Source organism: Streptomyces sp. NPDC093261 (assembly GCF_044753645.1).
Taxonomy (GTDB): Bacteria; Actinomycetota; Actinomycetes; order Streptomycetales; family Streptomycetaceae; genus Streptomyces.
Genome location: NZ_JBIVNO010000003.1, coordinates 509,692 through 525,644 on the forward strand (window position 1 = coordinate 509,692; position 15,953 = coordinate 525,644).

Here is a 15,953-nt window from a genome sequence, read left to right on the forward strand (position 1 = left end):
GGGAGACCAAGGCGGTACTTGTGTGGGAGACGGCGACCGGTATGGTCGAGTCCGGTTCGCGTCGGGTGTGATGTGCGTACATTCGTGCAGGGCGCGAATGCAGGCCGATGCAGCCTAACGGGACGGTGAGATCCAAGACCCGTATTTTCTGTTACCCGGCCGGGCAGACGTCCCGGAGTGCGATGCTGCGGCCTGAGTGCTGCGGCCGATGTCACACTCTCGCCTTGCTTGCCCGTACGCGGCGGAAACATGGGTTGGATGTGGCCGCATTGACCATCAGGAACGGGGAAAGAAGCAAGACCCTCGGTGTGCAGACTGACAGCCCGCCGACAGGGGAAGTGCGCAGACCGACCGAAAGATGTTCGAGGCGAGGCACACCATGGAGGCTCCGACCACCACGTCGGCCGACGACGGTACGTCCGGTGGCAGCGGCGGGGGCGGCTGGTTCACGCCCCGCACGAACCCCCAGGCGCCCCCGAGTGGAGAGCTGGAGACACCCGAGGGCAACCGCCTGGCGGCGATGCGCCCTGTCGGTCGGCAGACCCCGGGCGAGCACGCCGACCCGTCGCGAACAGGCAGTCCCGTGCCGGCGACGGCTCCGCCGGTACGGCCCCTCACCGAACCCGAGCCCTCCCGCGAGGCGGCTGCCCCGGCCGCCACCCCGAACGGGCGGACGCCCGGTTTTGCCCAGGGCGGCCATCCCGCCATGCCCGGCCCCTCCAGCGCTACCGCTCCCTCCAGCGCCACCGCTCCCTCCAGCGCCACCGGCCGCACCGAGTCCCAGGTCTCCACCCGCCTCACCGAGCCGCAGGCCTTCGCTCAGCGGCCGGCCCCCGGACCCCGGGCCTCCCCTGACGCCGTGCTGATCCGGCGGACCATGGCCGAGGTCGAACCCATCGCCGACAAGGTCACCTCCTACTTCTACGCGCTGCTCTTCGTCCGCCACCCCGACCTGCGGTCGCTGTTCCCCGCCGCGATGGACACCCAGCGGGACCGGCTGCTCAAGGCGCTGCTGACCGCCGCGGAGCACATCGACAACACCGAGGTCCTGGTCGCCTATCTGCAGAACCTCGGACGCGGTCACCGCAAGTACGGCACCCGGGCCGAGCACTATCCGGCCGTCGGGGAGTGCCTTATCGGAGCGCTGAGCAAGTACACCTCCGCGATCTGGGACGCCGAGACCGAGGCCGCCTGGGTGCGGGTGTACACCACCATCTCCCAGGTGATGATCGACGCGGCGGCCGCGGACGAATTGCGCGCCCCGGCCTGGTGGTACGCGGAGGTCGTCTCGCACGACCTCCGGACCCCGGACATCGCGGTGATCACGGTGCGACCCGACCAGCCGTACCCGTTCCTGGCCGGCCAGTACACGAGCCTGGAGACCCCGTGGTGGCCGCGGATATGGCGCCACTACTCCTTCGCCTCGGCACCGCGTTCCGACGGACTGCTCACGTTCCATGTGAAGGCGGTTCCGGCGGGCTGGGTGTCCAATGCGCTGGTCCATCGGGCCCGCCCCGGCGACATCATCCGGCTCGGGCCGCCTGGCGGCACGATGACCGTCGACCACACCACGGACAGCGGGCTGCTCTGCCTCGGCGGCGGCACCGGCATCGCGCCCATCAAGGCCCTGGTCGAGGACGTCGCCGAGCATGGCGAGCGCCGCCGGGTCGAGGTCTTCTACGGCGCCCGCACCGGCCACGATCTGTACGACATCGACACCATGCTGCGACTGGAGCAGAGCCACCCCTGGCTCTCGGTCCGCCCGGTCGTCGACGAGCGGGAACGCGTCCAGTTGCCGGACGTCATACGCGAGTACGGGCCGTGGAACGAGTACGACGTGTATCTCTCGGGGCCGCCCGGCATGATCCGCAGCGGTGTGCACGCGCTCCGGAACGTCGGTGTCCCGTCGGAGCGCATACGCCACGATTCGGTGGAGGAACTGGTCCTGGCCGGCGTGCAGGAATCGTAGGAACACCACCCCCGCAAGGGTCCCCAGGGCGAGCCGGCGGTCCGGTACGGGATGTCAGCCCAGGTCGGGCGCGTGCATCGCGCGTACTCCCTCGATGTTTCCGTCCAGGTAGTGCCGCAGCGACAGCGGTACGAGATGGACGGACGCGATGCCGACACGGGTGAAGGGCACCCGTACGATCTCGTACTCGCCTTCGGGCTCCTCGACCTCGGGACCGTGCCGGAGGCGCTCGTCCATGGACTCGAGGCGGCAGACGAAGAAGTGCTGCACCTTCACGCCGGTGGCCCCGCCGTTCTCGCCGATGTGCTCGACCGTGTCCACAAAGCAGGGGACCACATCGCTGATCTTGGCCCCGAGTTCCTCGTGCACTTCACGGTGGAGCGCGTCGACAACGGTCGCGTCGGTCGGATCGACCCCGCCGCCCGGTGTGACCCAGTAGGGATCGACTCCGGGCTTGGTCCGCTTGATCAGAATCAGGTCGTCACCATCCAGCAGGATGGCGCGGGCAGTGCGCTTGACCACGGGGCGAACGGTCATGGGTGAAATGTGGCCCACCCTGTTCCACGTGAAACATCCCGCACCCCACATGGCGTCGAACCCCGCGTGAACAGCGGGTGGAACGGGTGGGGTCCGAGGTGGCGGACCGCGCCGTCCCGCCGGGTCTCAGCCCCAGGCGGCCGCAGTCCGCAACAGCCACTCGTGGGCACGAGCGATATGGGGCATGGCGAGCGTTCCGGTGCGGACCACGAGGAAGTACGTCCGCAGCGGCGGCACCGCCGGTTCATGAAAGGCCACGACATCGCCCCGTTCCAGCGCGGAGGCGCAGAGGTAGCGCGGAAGCACGGCGAGCCCGGCCCCGGTGACGGCACAGGCCAGAACCGCGCGCAGATCGGGGACGACGACCGTGCCGGAGGCAGCGGGCCGGGAGTCGAAGACGGAGGCCCAGTAGCGGGAGACGAAGGGCAGCGACTCGTGCACCTCGACCACCGGAAGGTTCTCGAGCAGATGCGCGTCCATTCGGCGCACCGGACCGGGGCCGATGCGGGGGACCCAGCGGGGGGCCGCGACCAGGACATGTTCCTCGTCGCAGAGGGGGGTCGCCGTGAGCAGGGCTCCGCGGGGCCGTGTCGTGGTGATGGCCAGGTCGTGGTGCCCGGCGGCGAGCCCTTCCAGCGTCTCCTCGGCGTTCCCGAAGGAGGCACGGAGGGTAAGCCCCTGGCCGTCCTCGTCGGTCAGCTCCGCCAGTGCGGGCAGGGCCCGTTCGGCGGTGAACTCCGGCGGCCCCGCCAGATGGAGGGTGCGCAGCGACGAGTGCTCGTCGAGACCCGTCTCGGCGATCTCGACCAGGGCGTCCAGATGAGGAGCGGCCTTGTGGGCGAGTTCGTCACCGATGGATGTGGGGGTCACCCCGCGGGCCTGGCGCAGGAAGAGCGGCCGCCCCAGCTGTCGTTCGAGGGTGCGTATCTGGGAGGTGACCGCCGGCTGCGACAGGCCGAGCAGTGCCGCGGCACGGGTGAAGGAACCGGCCCGGTGCACCGTGACGAAGGTGCGCAGCAGGGCCAGATCCATGACGCTCCCTCCCGTCTCCGGCACCCCGCGACCATGCCCAACTATAAATAAGTCGATAGGTCTCTGTCGCTACCGTGATTGGACACTGACATAGAGTCAACTAGCCTTGTCTGCGCGGTTCTTCGCGCGCGGAACCGAGGACGGTCCGAGCCACGAGGGGGGAGGCTCGGACCGTCCGTTGTCCGTAGACGGACCCCCAGGGGGACCGCATCGCCCTTGGACGCGCGCGTAGCCGGAGCCTGAGGACGGCAGGGCCGGACATGGTCATTCCGCCGACGCGTCGAGCGCCCGCAGCACATCGGCCACCAGGTCCTCGGGGTCCTCGGCGCCGACGGAGAGGCGGATGAAGCCCTCCGGGACCGCGTCGCCGCCCCACCGTCCACGCCGCTCGGCGGTGGACCGCACCCCTCCGAAACTGGTCGCGTCGTCAACGATGCGGAGCGCGTCCAGAAAACGGTCGGCACGCGCACGCGTGGGCAGCGAGAACGACACCACGCAGCCGAAGCGCCGCATCTGCTGCGCGGCGATCTTGTGCGAGGGGTCGTCGGGCAGGCCCGGATACCGCAGCCCCGTCACCTCGGCCCGGCCCCGCAGAGCCTCGGCGACCACGAGCGCGTTGGCCGACTGCCGGTCCGCGCGCAGCCGCAGCGTGGCCAGCGAGCGGTGTGCGAGCCAGGCCTCCATGGGACCCGGGATCGCTCCGACGATCTTGCGCCAGCGCCGTACGGCGGTCATCAGCCCGGCGTTCCCGGACGCCACATAGCCGAGCAGGATGTCCCCGTGCCCGGTGAGCATCTTGGTGCCGCTGGCCACGGAGAAGTCGGCGCCCAGTTCCAGGGGCCGCTGGCCGAGCGGCGTCGCCAGGGTGTTGTCGACGGCCACGAGGATGCCCTGCGCATGGGCCGCCGTCACGAGCCGCCGCACGTCACACACGTCGAGACCCGGGTTCGACGGGGTCTCGATCCACAGCAGCTTCGCGCCCTTGAGGACATCGAGCTGGGCGTCGTCACCGGTCGGCGCGGTGCGCACCTCGATGCCGTACGCGGTCAGCTGCTCGCCCACCAGCGGCAGGACCTGGTAGCCGTCCTCGGGCAGCACCACCGTGTCGCCGGCGCGCAGCTGGGAGAAGAGAACCGCCGAGATCGCGGCCATGCCGGAGGCGAAGGTGAGCGCCTCGACGCCCTCCTCGCCGGGTGCCTCCAGCTCGCCGATGGCGCGCTCCAGATGCGTCCAGGTGGGGTTCTCGTCCCGGCCGTAGGTGTACGGGCCGGTCGGCTCGCCTGGCAGGTGGAAGTGCGCGGCGAAGACCGGGCCCGGCAGGGTCGGCTCGTGCTTGACGGGCTCGGGCAGCCCCGCCCGCACCGCCCGTGTGCCGTCCCCGATCCCCGGACCGGACGTGCCCGCGTCCTGTGTGGTCATGCTGCCCGTCCCTCCGTCTGCTCGCGCACCGCGGCGAGCAGGCCGGGGCTCGCCGCCTCCACCATCTCAAGACACTCCTCGAACCCGTCCATCCCCCCGAAGTACGGGTCGGGCACATCGAGGGCGCCGTCGGCAGCCGGGTCGTAGGAGCGCAGGAGCCTGATCTTGGCAGCGTCCTCAGGTGTGGGGGCGAGACGCCGCAGGGCCTTCAGATGGCCCGAGTCCAGGGCGATCACCAGATCGAGCCGGGAGAACCAGGAGGGCTCAAACCGGCGCGCGGTGTGCTCGCTGCCGTAGCCGTTCTCCTCCAGGACGGCGACGGTGCGCGGGTCCGCCCCCTCCCCCTCGTGCCAGCCGCCCGTGCCCGCGCTGTCGACGTCGACCAGGTCGTCGAGCCCTGCCTCCTCCACGCGGGCGCGGAAGACGGACTCCGCCATCGGTGAGCGGCAGATGTTGCCGGTACAGACGAAACAGATGCGATAGGTCATGCGGCTCTCTCAGTCCTCGTCATCGGGCAGCAGGAGGTGCAGCGCCCAGGAGACGATCGAGATGATCAGACCACCCAGCACGGCGGTCCAGAAGCCCTCGACATGGAAACCCAGATCCAGTTTGCCCGCCACCCACGAGGTGAGCAGGAGCATCAGGGCGTTGACGACCAGGGTTATCAGGCCGAGCGTCAGGATGAACAGGGGGAAGGTCAGTACCTTCACAATCGGCTTGACCAGGAAGTTGACCAGTCCGAAGATCAGCGCGACAACGATCAGCGTGCCGACCTTCTTGCCGGTGCTGGAGCCCGTCAGGGTGATCTTGTTGAGAACCCAGACGGCAACGGCCAGGGCCCCCGCGTTGGCGATCGTCTTGACTACGAAATTCTTCATGTGTCTGATCGTGGCAGACGGGATCAGAAGCGAGTAGCGAGCAAGGGCGGGCAGGAGCGATGAAGGCTTTCCGGCTGGACGAACTGGAGGCGGAGCGCGCTGCCAACGACGGCGCCTATCTGCAGTTCCTGCGGGAGCGGAACATGTCGGTCGGCCTGTACGCGCTCGACGCGGGCGACCTCGACCCGCAGAAGCCGCACCCGCAGGACGAGGTGTACTTCGTCGTCAGCGGCCGCGCCTCGATCACCGTGGGCCTGGAGACCACCCAGATCGCACGCGGAAGCGTCATCTACGTGCCCGCCGGCGTCGCCCACAGGTTCCACCACATCACCGAGGATCTGAGGGTGCTGGTGGTGTTCTCTCCGCCGGAGAGCTGAGCCCCGTCTCGGGGTTCCCTCAGGGGACGATCAGGGGAGGACAAGGGGCGCGAGACCCGCGTTCGGCCTCCGAGCGGTCCTAGCATCGAAGCAGAACGGATGGACCCGGTTGGGGAGCCCCCGAACACGACGCGGGGCAACGGGCGGACAGACAAGGACAAGGGCGATGCGAGAGATCTTCGCGGGTTTGCCGTGGTGGGTGAAGTGGATCGCGGTGCCGGTCATCGCCCTGGTGGTCTTCGGCAGCGTGATAGCGACCGTCGTCGGATTCGTCATTCTGCTGCTGTTCAAGGTGCTGCTCTTCGTCGCCCTGGTGGGCGGGCTGATCTACGTCGTACGGAAGTTCATGTCGAGTTCGTCGTCACGCGGCGACTGGTGAGCCACCCGGAGCGCATCGAGTCGGGTGCGACTCCGGACGGCGGCACGGGGCGGGACCGGCGGTCGGCAAAGGTCCGCCGGTAACAGGAACCTGACGTTCCCTCGGGCGGGGGAAGTTTTCCCGGTGACGCCATCGACGGCCGGTGGGAGGCCGTTAAAGTCCGGAGCCCGGCGCGCGGCAGGACCCGCGCGCGGTGCATCCGCCTCCCGTGTTCTCCCACGGGAGGACCACTTCGTGCTCCGGGAGTGACCTTTGGCCACGGTTGGCACCGCACCCGCACACTCGACCGCCCCGCCCGCGCAGCGGCGCACCTCGCCGGCGGAGGAGGACCTGCCGCCCGCGCCGGCGCAGTCCACCACCCTGATCGGGTCGGTGCAGCGGGCGATGCGGCTGCTGGAAGCCGTCGCCGACCATGAGTACGGTGCCCCCGCCAAGCAGTTGGCCCGGGAGGTCGGCCTGGCGCTTCCCACGGCGTATCACCTTCTGCGCACCCTGACCCACGAGGGGTATCTGCGCCGGGAGAAGGGCCTGTTCTTCCTCGGGGAGGCCGCCGAGCGGCTGAGCGGCAGCGCGACCCAGCAGAAACGTCGCGGCATGGTGCACGACGCGCTCGCACAATGGCGTGATTCGATCGGTGCGCCCGTCTACTACGCGGTCTACCGCGAGGGTGAGATCGAGGTCCTCGGAGTTGCCGACAGTCCGGGCCTCCCGGCGGCCGAGGAGTGGGCCGACTTCCGGGAGACCGGGCACGCCCACGCGCTCGGTCAGTGCCTGTTGTCACAGCTCGACGAGGAGGCCCGGCGGAATCATCTCGACCGCTATCCGGTGCAGCCGATCACCCCGTACACGCTGCGTGACAACCGCAGCCTGCTGCGTCGTCTGGAGCACCTCGAAGGGACGGAACCGGTCGTCGAGCGCCAGGAGTACGCGCTCGGCACGGCCTGCGCCGCGGTGCCCCTCACCACCGGCGCGACCGCGGCCGCAGTGGCCCTCTCCCTGCCCTCCCACCAGGCCGACCGGCTGCTGCCGGCGGCCCGTCGGCTGCAGGCGGAGATCGGCAGGCTGACAGGGACACTCGCCCTCTCTATCAGCATCTGAAAACTCACTCCTTGTGATCTGCTGTGTACGTTCAGCAAACTTCCCCCAGGTGTCAGGGGATCATTCCTGGCCAGTCGACGGCTACTGACGGGGTAGACGATGCGCGAGTCGGTGCAGGCAGAGGTCATGATGAGCTTTCTCGTGTCCGAGGAGCTCTCCTTCCGCATTCCGGTGGAGCTGTGTTACGAGACCTGTGATCCCTATGCGGTGCGGTTGACCTTCCATCTGCCCGGCGACGCCCCCGTGACCTGGGCGTTCGGTCGCGAACTGCTGGTGGACGGGGTGGGCCGGCCGTGCGGCGACGGCGATGTGCACATCGCGCCCGCCGAGCCGGACACCTTCGGCGATGTGCTGATCCGGCTCCAGGTGGGCAGCGACCGGGCGCTGTTCCGGTCGGGCGCGGTGCCCCTGGTCGCGTTCCTCGATCGCACCGACAAACTGGTGCCCCTCGGGCAGGAGGGCTCCCTCGCCGACTTCGACGCCCATCTGGACGAGGCGCTGGACCGGATCCTGGCGGAGGAACAGAGCGCGGGCTGAGACCGCACGGCGCCGTAACGGTTCCTCACGCCGTGACGGTTCCTCGCGGACGGTACCGGCGCGGTGAGATGCCGTAACGCTTCTGCGGAGGTTCTCCGGGAAGTCTCAGTGCTTGCGGCGGCGCCCCCTCCCCCCGCGGGCCGGGACGGGAGCCGGGGCGGCGTCGGCCGTGCTCGAGCGGCGGTCCGCCGAAACGACGGCGGCCGCCAGGACCGTCGTCACCGGCACCGAGGCGACCAGCCCGATCGAGCCGACCAGCGTACGCACGATCTCCTCTGCGACCAGCTCGCTGCCCGCGACCGAGACCACGCTGCTCTGCGCGATCGAGAACAGCAGGAGCAGGGGCAGGGCCGCGCCCGCGTACGCCAGAACGAGCGTGTTGACGACCGAGGCGATGTGGTCGCGGCCGATGCGGATGCCCGCACGGTACAGACCGCGCCAGCCCATCGAGGGGTTGGCCTCGTGCAGCTCCCAGACCGCGGACGTCTGGGTGACGGTCACGTCGTCGAGGACGCCGAGGGAACCGATGATGACCCCGGCGAGCAGCAGACCGCTCATGTCGATGTGCGGGTACAGACCGTGGATCAGTCCGGTGTTGTCGTCCGTGTTGCCGGTCAGCGCGGCCCAGCCGATGAACTTCGAGCCGAGGAGGCCGATCAGCGACAGGGAGACGAGCGTGCCCAGTACCGCCACGGAGGTGCGGGCCGAGAGGCCGTGGCACATATAGAGGGCGATCAGCATGATGGCGCTCGACCCGACCACGGCCACGAGCAGAGGATTCGAGCCCTGGAGGATCGCGGGCAGGATGAAGAGGCTGAGCAGCAGGAAGCTGACGGCCAGCGCGACGAGGGCCATGACGCCGCGCATCCGGCCCACGACCACCACCGCCACGGCGAAGATGCCGGCGAGCAGGGCCATGGGGAACTTGCGGTCCACATCGGTCACGGAGTACTGGAGATCCTTGGGCGCGGAGGGCTCGTACGCGGCCACGACCTTCTCGCCCTCGTGCAACTGCCGTGACTGGTCCGGCTGGACGATCTCCGTGAACGTACGGCCCGTGTCCTTGCCCGTGTCGACACGGACGGTCGCCTTCTTGCAGGTGCCGGCCGCCGTCTGCGGGGTCGATGAGTCGCCGGTGAGGGAGGTGTCGCCGACCGGACCCCCACCCGAGGCGTTCACGGACTTGCAGTCCACCGCCACGACCCTGGTGACCGTGGCCTGCTGGGTCTGCCGGTCGAAGCCGACGCCGGAGCGCTTGTGCGAGGGAACACCCCCGGGCCACAGCACCACGAGACCGACGATGACCGCCGCGGTGAACGGGATGAGGATCGCGGCGATGACCCTGCGCAGATGGCGTGACACGGGGGCCGCGGGGCCGTGGCTGTGACTGTGGGAGTGGCCGTGTCCACCTACGGACCCATCGCCGTGGCCGGCGCCGGGCCCATGGCCATGGCCGTCTCCGGGGCTCTGTTTGTCGCCCGGGCCATGGTGGTGTGGCGGCTCGGACGGTGGGTGCGAGGGGTGATGCTGTGTAGGGGGCACCGCCCGATCATCGCAAGAACGGGTGAGGCCCACTGTTCAGCCCGCCTAATTAGACGCTAGCGTGAAGGGACTTTTGCACGCGCGGGAGCTCGGAGCACCGGGCTGAGAGGGCGCTGACCTCCGCAGACGCGATGTTTCACGTGGAACATCAGCGAGCGGAGACGGCTGCGCCGACCGCTGAACCTGTTACCGGGTAATGCCGGCGTAGGGAGTAGGTCTTATGACCGTCAAGGACGTACGCACGCCTGCCTCCGCTCAAGGGGAAGAGCCTCAGGAGGCCGGGAAGTCCATCGGCTGGCACAAGGCGTATATCGAAGGCTCGCGCCCCGATCTGCGGGTGCCCGTTCGTCAAGTGCATCTCACCAACGGGCAGTCGGTCAGCCTGTACGACACCTCCGGCCCGTACACCGATCCAGTCGCCGAGACCGACGTCCGCCGGGGACTTGCGCCGCTGCGGGAGAACTGGATCATCGCCCGCGGCGACACCGAGGAGTACGCGGGCCGCCCCGTCCGTCCCGAGGACGACGGGATCAGGCACACCTCGCCGCGCGGCGGCCTGCGCAATCTCGACGCGGTGTTCCCGGGGCGCCCGCGTCAGCCGCGCCGCGGGCGTGAGGGCAGCGCGGTGACGCAGCTCGCCTACGCGCGCCGCGGGGAGGTCACGCCGGAGATGGAGTTCGTGGCTCTCCGGGAGAACGTGTCGCCCGAGGTCGTCCGGGAGGAGATCGCGGCGGGCCGCGCGGTGCTGCCGGCCAACGTCAACCACCCGGAGATCGAGCCGATGATCATCGGCAAGCGGTTCCTGGTGAAGGTCAACGCCAATATCGGCAACTCCGCGGTCACCTCCTCCATCGAGGAGGAGGTCGAGAAGATGACCTGGGCGACCCGCTGGGGCGCCGACACGGTCATGGACCTGTCCACCGGCCGCAATATCCACACCACCCGTGAGTGGGTGTTGCGCAACTCCCCCGTACCGATCGGCACGGTGCCGCTCTATCAGGCGCTCGAGAAGGTCGACGGCAAGGCCGAGGAACTGACCTGGGAGATCTACAAGGACACGGTCATCGAGCAGGCCGAACAGGGTGTGGACTACATGACGGTCCACGCGGGCGTGCGCCTGGCGTATGTACCGCTGACGGCGAGCCGCAAGACCGGCATCGTCTCGCGCGGCGGTTCGATCATGGCGGCGTGGTGCCTCGCCCACCACAAGGAGTCGTTCCTGTACGAGAACTTCGAGGAACTCTGCGAGATCCTCGCGGCCTATGACGTCACCTACTCGCTGGGCGACGGTCTGCGGCCCGGTTCGATCGCGGACGCCAACGACGAGGCGCAGTTCGCGGAACTGCGCACCCTCGGGGAACTCGGCCGTGTCGCCAGGCGTTTCCACGTACAGACGATGATCGAGGGCCCGGGACACGTCCCGATGCACAAGATCAAGGAGAACATCGATCTGCAGCAGGAGATCTGCGATGAGGCTCCGTTCTATACGCTCGGTCCGCTGACCACGGACGTCGCGCCGGCCTACGACCACATCACCTCCGGCATCGGTGCCGCCATGATCGCCTGGTGGGGCACGGCCATGCTCTGCTACGTCACACCCAAGGAGCACCTGGGCCTACCCAACCGTGACGACGTCAAGACCGGCGTCATCACCTACAAGATCGCCGCCCACGCGGCCGATCTCGCCAAGGGGCACCCGGGCGCGCAGGAGTGGGACGACGCGCTGTCGGACGCGCGCTTCGAGTTCCGCTGGGAGGACCAGTTCAACCTGGCCCTCGATCCGGACACGGCTCGCGACTTCCACGACGAGACCCTCCCCGCAGAGCCCGCCAAGACGGCCCACTTCTGCTCGATGTGCGGTCCGAAGTTCTGCTCCATGAAGATCAGCCAGGACATCGCGGAGCGGTTCGGCGGTGCGGTGACTGAGGGGGCGACGGCGCAGGAGGTCGCCGAGGGGATGCTCCAGAAGTCGAAGGAGTTCGCGGCGGGCGGGAACCGGGTGTATCTGCCGATCGCGGAGTGACCTTCCCGGGCGTCCTGAGCCCGCACGGCCCGGTGCCGGGGCGGGCCCAGGCGGAGGTTCCGGCCCGCGCTCCTTGGTGAGAGGCGGGCCGGGCTACGACGGGGGTGGTTCGGAGCGTGTCCGCTCCGGGTGAGGGCTCGGAGGCGGCCGCGTCGCCGCTGCTGATCGACTCGGCCGGCGGGCTGCCGGCCGAGTCCGTTACTCCGGCTGGTGGTCCGGGCCCCCGAAGTCCGGGCTGGTGAAGTCCGGGCTGCTGAAGGTGGGGCGCGGGCCGGCGGCAGGACCGCTGTCGGGGCTGCTGAAGCCTGGGCGGTCGTAGCCGAGGTGCGGGATGCGGCTGGGGGTCGGTTCGGGTGCCTTCCGGTTCATCGCGGCCGTGCCCGGTTCGGCGAGGGCCTCGCGGAGGAACGGCAGGATGCCGCGCTCCAGCAGGGCCTCGTGCCAGGCCTCCCGTGCCCGGGTCACCTCCGTGATCAACTTGCTCTGGGCTTCCGCGTTCTGGGCCGATGAGCTGTTGCGCAGGGCGGTGAGCAGCAGACCGGTCGCGGCGACCAGGATCGCCGCCGCGGTCACCGCGCCGAAGACCCACCCGGTGGTCAGGAGGGTCCGGGCGAACGCCTGGTCGGGGTTGACCATCTTGAGGATGTAGCCCACGAGCAGGAAGATCGCCGCCGCGGCACCGGCGAGGAAGGGGGCGAGAACCGCGACCACGGCACCGGCTCCGGCGCTCGCCGCGGCCTCCCCCACTGCGGCGGCGAGCCCCTGGCCGTCCGCCTCCGGTTCCGTGGAGTCGCCGTCGTCGGTGTTTTCCTGGACGGGCGGGGCGGCCGGCGCCGGACGGCGCAGCTCCTCCCGCACCTTCACATAGTGCTGGTATTCGGCGGCTGCCGCCGCGGTGATGAGGGCGGTGGCGTTCAGCGCCATGGTGCGCAGCTGTTCGGAGTTCAGCCGCTGTCCGACAGCGGCCGGATCCGGGTGCTGTGGTGCGGAGCGCAGCGCCTCACCGAGGATCCGCTCGTAGTCCTGGCGGTCCTCGCTCAGCAGGTGCCGCGGAACGCTGTTCATGTGCATCCCCCGATGCTCCGTAGGGCTGGTGGCTCGGCATGCTGACGAGCCGTCGGGCAGAAACGGAGGGGAGCCTGCTACGGATAAGCCGATGGTAGAGCGGCGACGGCACACGGTGACAGGGGGTTTCCGGAAATTGCCCCACGGCCCGGGCACTCCTCGGACGGCCCCCGTCGGGGAATGCCTGCCCGCCGAACGCTCAGCTATCCAGGGGCAGTTGCTGGACCAGCAGCTTTCCGGCCATGGTCACGCCGCCGTCCATCGCGATCGCCAACCCCTCCGCGTAGACATGGGGACCTTCGACGACCGGACCCGCGTCGTCGTCGCCGTCCTCCGAGCCGACCTCGCCGAGCAGATACGGGATGGGGCTGTGGCCGTGGACGATCCGCCTGCCGCCGTAGGTCTCCAGCAGGGACCGCACGGCGTCGGCGCCGCCCTCGTCCCGAAAGGAGAAGCGCTTGGTGAACTTCCGGAAGAGATCCCACACCTCGTCCGCGTCATTGCGCGTGAGCGTCTCGCGGATGGTGTCGTTGACCGCTTCGATGGAGTCGCCGTAGTCGAGGTAGGCGGTGGTGTCCGAGTGGACCAGCAGGTGCCCGTCGACCTCCTCCACCGCGTCGAGACGGGCCATCCACTGGAGGTGGTGGTCCTGGAGGCGGTCCATGTCCGTCTTCTGGCCGCCGTTGAGCAGCCAGGCCGCCTGGAAGGTCGCGGTGCCCGCGCCCGAGTTGACGGGCGTGTCGCCGAACCGCTTGGCGCCGAGCAGCAGCAGCTCGTGGTTGCCCATGAGTGCCTTGCAGTAGCCACCGGCCGCGGCCGCCTCCGCGGACAGCCGCATCACCAGGTCGATCACCCCGATGCCGTCGGGACCGCGGTCGGTGAAGTCCCCGAGGAACCACAGCCGCGCCGTGCCCGCGCACCACTGGCCCTGGGCGTCGATGAGCCCCTTCTCCTGGAGAGCCGCCACGAGCTGGTCGAGATAGCCGTGGACGTCCCCGACCACGAACAGCGGTCCGGGCCCTTCGGCGGGGTGCGGGGCGGGCCCGTCCGCCGGGTCGGCGCTCACCTGGAGCGTGTCGTCGGGGGTGATGACCGGGAGGTCACGCTCGGTGGGCGTGTACGCGTCGGAGTAGCCGGGCGGGTATGCCTCGGGCGGTGTGACGGGTCCGGTGACCTCATCGGGGGGCGTGCTCTGTGTGTACGGACCGGTCTCGTGGACGTACGCGGGCACCCGGAAGTCGCGCAACGTCGCCGCTCGCTCCGCCTCGGGTCCCTGACCGGCCCCCTGAGTCATCGACCCCTCCACCATCGCGCCGCATCTGCACCGCATCGGACTGCCTGGTCGCAGCGGTCCGCGGGTGTCGTGGGCCCATCATAGGAATGCGGATCGCGCCATGTGATGACCCAGGGGTGGTGAATCGGGGAAGGACCCCGGCTCCCCGCGGCTTTCGCCCTGAATGGGCGGGGCTTTTCCCTGCTGCGACCAGGTACGTCTCCCGCCTGTGGGTGACGTGTGCGTCACCCGCCCGTGGGCGGTCCGTCACCCGTGGCATACCGACGGCTTACCCCTGCTCGGGCGACCGGGGCGGGCTGACCGTGGTCCGGGGCGGCCGGCGCTGGGACGAGGTGCGCACGATCAGCTCCGTCGGTATGACCTGCTCGACCGGCTGGTCCGACTCGATGCCCTCGATGGCGTCGATGAGGAGCTGGACCACTGCCGTGCCGATCCGGCGCGGCTTCAGGGACAGCGTGGTGACGGGCGGCTCGGTGTTCGCGTACACGGCGGATTCGCTGCAGCAGACGAGCAGCAGGTCCTCGGGGACGCGCAGCCCGTAGCGGCGGGCGGCGGCGAGCAGATCGGTGCCGTTCGGGTCGAAGAGTCCGTAGACCGCGTCGGGGCGGTCGGGGCGGGCCAGCAGCCGGTCGGCGGCGACGGCGCCCGCGCAGGGGTCGTGGGCGGGATAGGCCTCGTAGACCGGATCCTGCCCGACGCGCTCGCACCAGTTCAGGTAGGCGGTCGTGGACAGATGGGTGTAGGTGTCCGTCGTGGTGCCGGTCAGCAGTCCGATGCGCCGGGCGCCGGCGGCGGCCAGATGGTCGAGGATGCCGAGGACCGCGGCCTCGTGGTCGTTGTCCACCCAGGCGGTGACCGGGAGGGTGCCGGCGGGCCGGCCGTCGGAGACGACCGGTAACCCCTGGCGGACCAACTCGCTGACCACCGGATCCTGGTCGGACGGGTCGATGACGACCGTGCCGTCCAGGGCGACGTTCGACCACACGTCATGGCGTGAGGTGGCGGGCAGGATGACCAGGGCGTAGCCGCGGGCGAGCGCCGCGGAGGTGGCGGCCCGGGCCATCTCCGCGAAGTACGCGAACTCGGTGAAGGTGAAAGGTTCATCCCCGTACGTGGTCACGGTCAGGCCGATGAGGCCCGACTTGCCCGTGCGGAGGGTGCGGGCCGCGGCGGAGGGCCGGTAGCCCAGCCGGTCGGCGACCTCGCGGACATGGCGTCGGGTGGCGTCCGGCAGCCGGCCCTTGCCGTTGAGGGCGTCGGAGACGGTCGTGATGGAGACTCCGGCGGCGGCGGCCACGTCTCTGATGCCCGCCCGGCCCGGCCGGCTGCCTCGGCGGGTGGTCTCCGCCCGGCTCACCTGGTGCTTCCCTGCTGCTGTCATGGCGAGCCGATAGTAGGGCTCATGCGGTGGGGTAGTGCGGACGCATATGCACGGGTTGACAGGCACGTTTCTGCATGGCGAGGAGTGGGGAAAGGCCTTGGAATGTAAGGGGCTTGAACGATCCAAGGGCAGTACGTGACGCGTTGACACGCATGGGCCTGCCAAGGTGGCCATATTTCGAAGAGGTCTCAACTCACCTTCACGAGGGATGCGCGCCACGGCGTGAGCCACCGGCGCGTGCGGCAAAATGCGACGCGCCCCCCGATCTGTACGCCCTTCTGTGGTGATGTGAACGGTTTCGTACGGTGTCGCCGTCCCGGTTTTCGGGACGGCGCGGACGTCGAGCCGGTTGTCCACAACCCATTCGCAGCGGCGCCGAATCCTCATAAGGTGAGAAGCATTGGAAGCCGGTGGCGGTCATG

The 15,953-nt window shown here is 69.6% G+C and carries 15 protein-coding genes and 1 riboswitch; of the genes, 6 read left to right on the plus strand and 9 right to left on the minus strand.

The genetic code is table 11. The annotated features are described in order from the left end of the window. Positions 1-379: 379 nt before the first annotated feature. A complete protein-coding gene (locus tag ACIP94_RS11405) occupies positions 380-1,969 on the plus strand; it encodes a globin domain-containing protein (protein WP_402422889.1) in 1,590 nt (529 codons plus the stop codon). A gap of 54 nt (positions 1,970-2,023) precedes the next feature. Here the strand turns inward: ACIP94_RS11405 and ACIP94_RS11410 are convergent, their stop codons facing one another. The 5 genes from ACIP94_RS11410 to ACIP94_RS11430 all read right to left on the minus strand — a co-directional run bounded on the left by ACIP94_RS11410 (position 2,024) and on the right by ACIP94_RS11430 (position 5,835). Continuing rightward, positions 2,024-2,506: an NUDIX domain-containing protein gene (locus tag ACIP94_RS11410; RefSeq protein ID WP_402422892.1), complete on the minus strand. Its 483-nt coding sequence runs from the start codon at positions 2,504-2,506 to the stop codon at positions 2,024-2,026. Between the two features lie 126 nt (positions 2,507-2,632). Continuing rightward, positions 2,633-3,538, minus strand: a complete 906-nt coding sequence (locus ACIP94_RS11415; protein WP_402422895.1) for a LysR family transcriptional regulator — start codon at positions 3,536-3,538, stop codon at positions 2,633-2,635. A gap of 264 nt (positions 3,539-3,802) precedes the next feature. Next, on the minus strand, positions 3,803-4,957 hold the full coding sequence (locus ACIP94_RS11420; protein WP_402422898.1) for a cystathionine gamma-lyase: 1,155 nt from the start codon (positions 4,955-4,957) through the stop codon (positions 3,803-3,805). After that, the gene (locus ACIP94_RS11425; RefSeq protein WP_402422901.1) at positions 4,954-5,445 is read right to left on the minus strand and encodes a low molecular weight protein-tyrosine-phosphatase; all 492 of its coding nucleotides are present in this window, start codon (positions 5,443-5,445) and stop codon (positions 4,954-4,956) included. The genes ACIP94_RS11420 and ACIP94_RS11425 overlap by 4 nt, the downstream gene beginning before the upstream one ends. A 9-nt stretch (positions 5,446-5,454) precedes the next feature. Further along, entirely contained in the window at positions 5,455-5,835 is a 381-nt protein-coding gene (locus ACIP94_RS11430; protein WP_402422904.1) for a phage holin family protein, read from the minus strand. A gap of 59 nt (positions 5,836-5,894) precedes the next feature. Here ACIP94_RS11430 and ACIP94_RS11435 point away from each other — a divergent pair, with 59 nt between their 5' ends. The 4 genes from ACIP94_RS11435 (at position 5,895) to ACIP94_RS11450 (ending at position 8,226) form a co-directional block, all read left to right on the plus strand. Further along, positions 5,895-6,212, plus strand: coding sequence for a cupin domain-containing protein (locus ACIP94_RS11435; protein WP_402422907.1), 318 nt, complete (start codon positions 5,895-5,897; stop codon positions 6,210-6,212). Between the two features lie 166 nt (positions 6,213-6,378). Beyond that, positions 6,379-6,591 (plus strand): DUF5326 family protein, encoded by a 213-nt coding sequence (locus tag ACIP94_RS11440; RefSeq protein ID WP_402422910.1) that lies wholly within the window; start codon positions 6,379-6,381, stop codon positions 6,589-6,591. A gap of 252 nt (positions 6,592-6,843) precedes the next feature. Further along, positions 6,844-7,689 (plus strand): IclR family transcriptional regulator, encoded by an 846-nt coding sequence (locus tag ACIP94_RS11445; RefSeq protein WP_402422913.1) that lies wholly within the window; start codon positions 6,844-6,846, stop codon positions 7,687-7,689. 99 nt (positions 7,690-7,788) lie between these two features. Next, positions 7,789-8,226 (plus strand): SsgA family sporulation/cell division regulator, encoded by a 438-nt coding sequence (locus tag ACIP94_RS11450; protein WP_402422916.1) that lies wholly within the window; start codon positions 7,789-7,791, stop codon positions 8,224-8,226. A 105-nt stretch (positions 8,227-8,331) separates the two neighbouring features. On the opposite strand, the gene ACIP94_RS11455 is transcribed toward ACIP94_RS11450, so the two are convergent. After that, entirely contained in the window at positions 8,332-9,801 is a 1,470-nt protein-coding gene (locus tag ACIP94_RS11455) for a YibE/F family protein (protein ID WP_402422919.1), read from the minus strand. 38 nt (positions 9,802-9,839) lie between these two features. Next, positions 9,840-9,996, plus strand: a riboswitch (TPP riboswitch). Between ACIP94_RS11455 and thiC the strand changes: the two genes are divergently transcribed. Beyond that, a complete protein-coding gene (gene thiC, locus ACIP94_RS11460; protein WP_402422922.1) occupies positions 9,989-11,791 on the plus strand; it encodes a phosphomethylpyrimidine synthase ThiC in 1,803 nt (600 codons plus the stop codon). (Overlaps the previous riboswitch by 8 nt.) Positions 11,792-11,989: 198 nt before the next feature. On the opposite strand, the gene ACIP94_RS11465 is transcribed toward thiC, so the two are convergent. From ACIP94_RS11465 to ACIP94_RS11475, 3 genes are all read right to left on the minus strand, one after another. Further along, positions 11,990-12,862 (minus strand): hypothetical protein, encoded by an 873-nt coding sequence (locus ACIP94_RS11465; RefSeq protein WP_402422925.1) that lies wholly within the window; start codon positions 12,860-12,862, stop codon positions 11,990-11,992. 193 nt (positions 12,863-13,055) lie between these two features. Continuing rightward, complete coding sequence (locus ACIP94_RS11470) at positions 13,056-14,165, minus strand: metallophosphoesterase (RefSeq protein WP_402422928.1); 1,110 nt, start codon at positions 14,163-14,165, stop codon at positions 13,056-13,058. A 253-nt stretch (positions 14,166-14,418) separates the two neighbouring features. Continuing rightward, the gene (locus ACIP94_RS11475) at positions 14,419-15,531 is read right to left on the minus strand and encodes a LacI family DNA-binding transcriptional regulator (protein WP_402422931.1); all 1,113 of its coding nucleotides are present in this window, start codon (positions 15,529-15,531) and stop codon (positions 14,419-14,421) included. Positions 15,532-15,953: the final 422 nt, after the last annotated feature.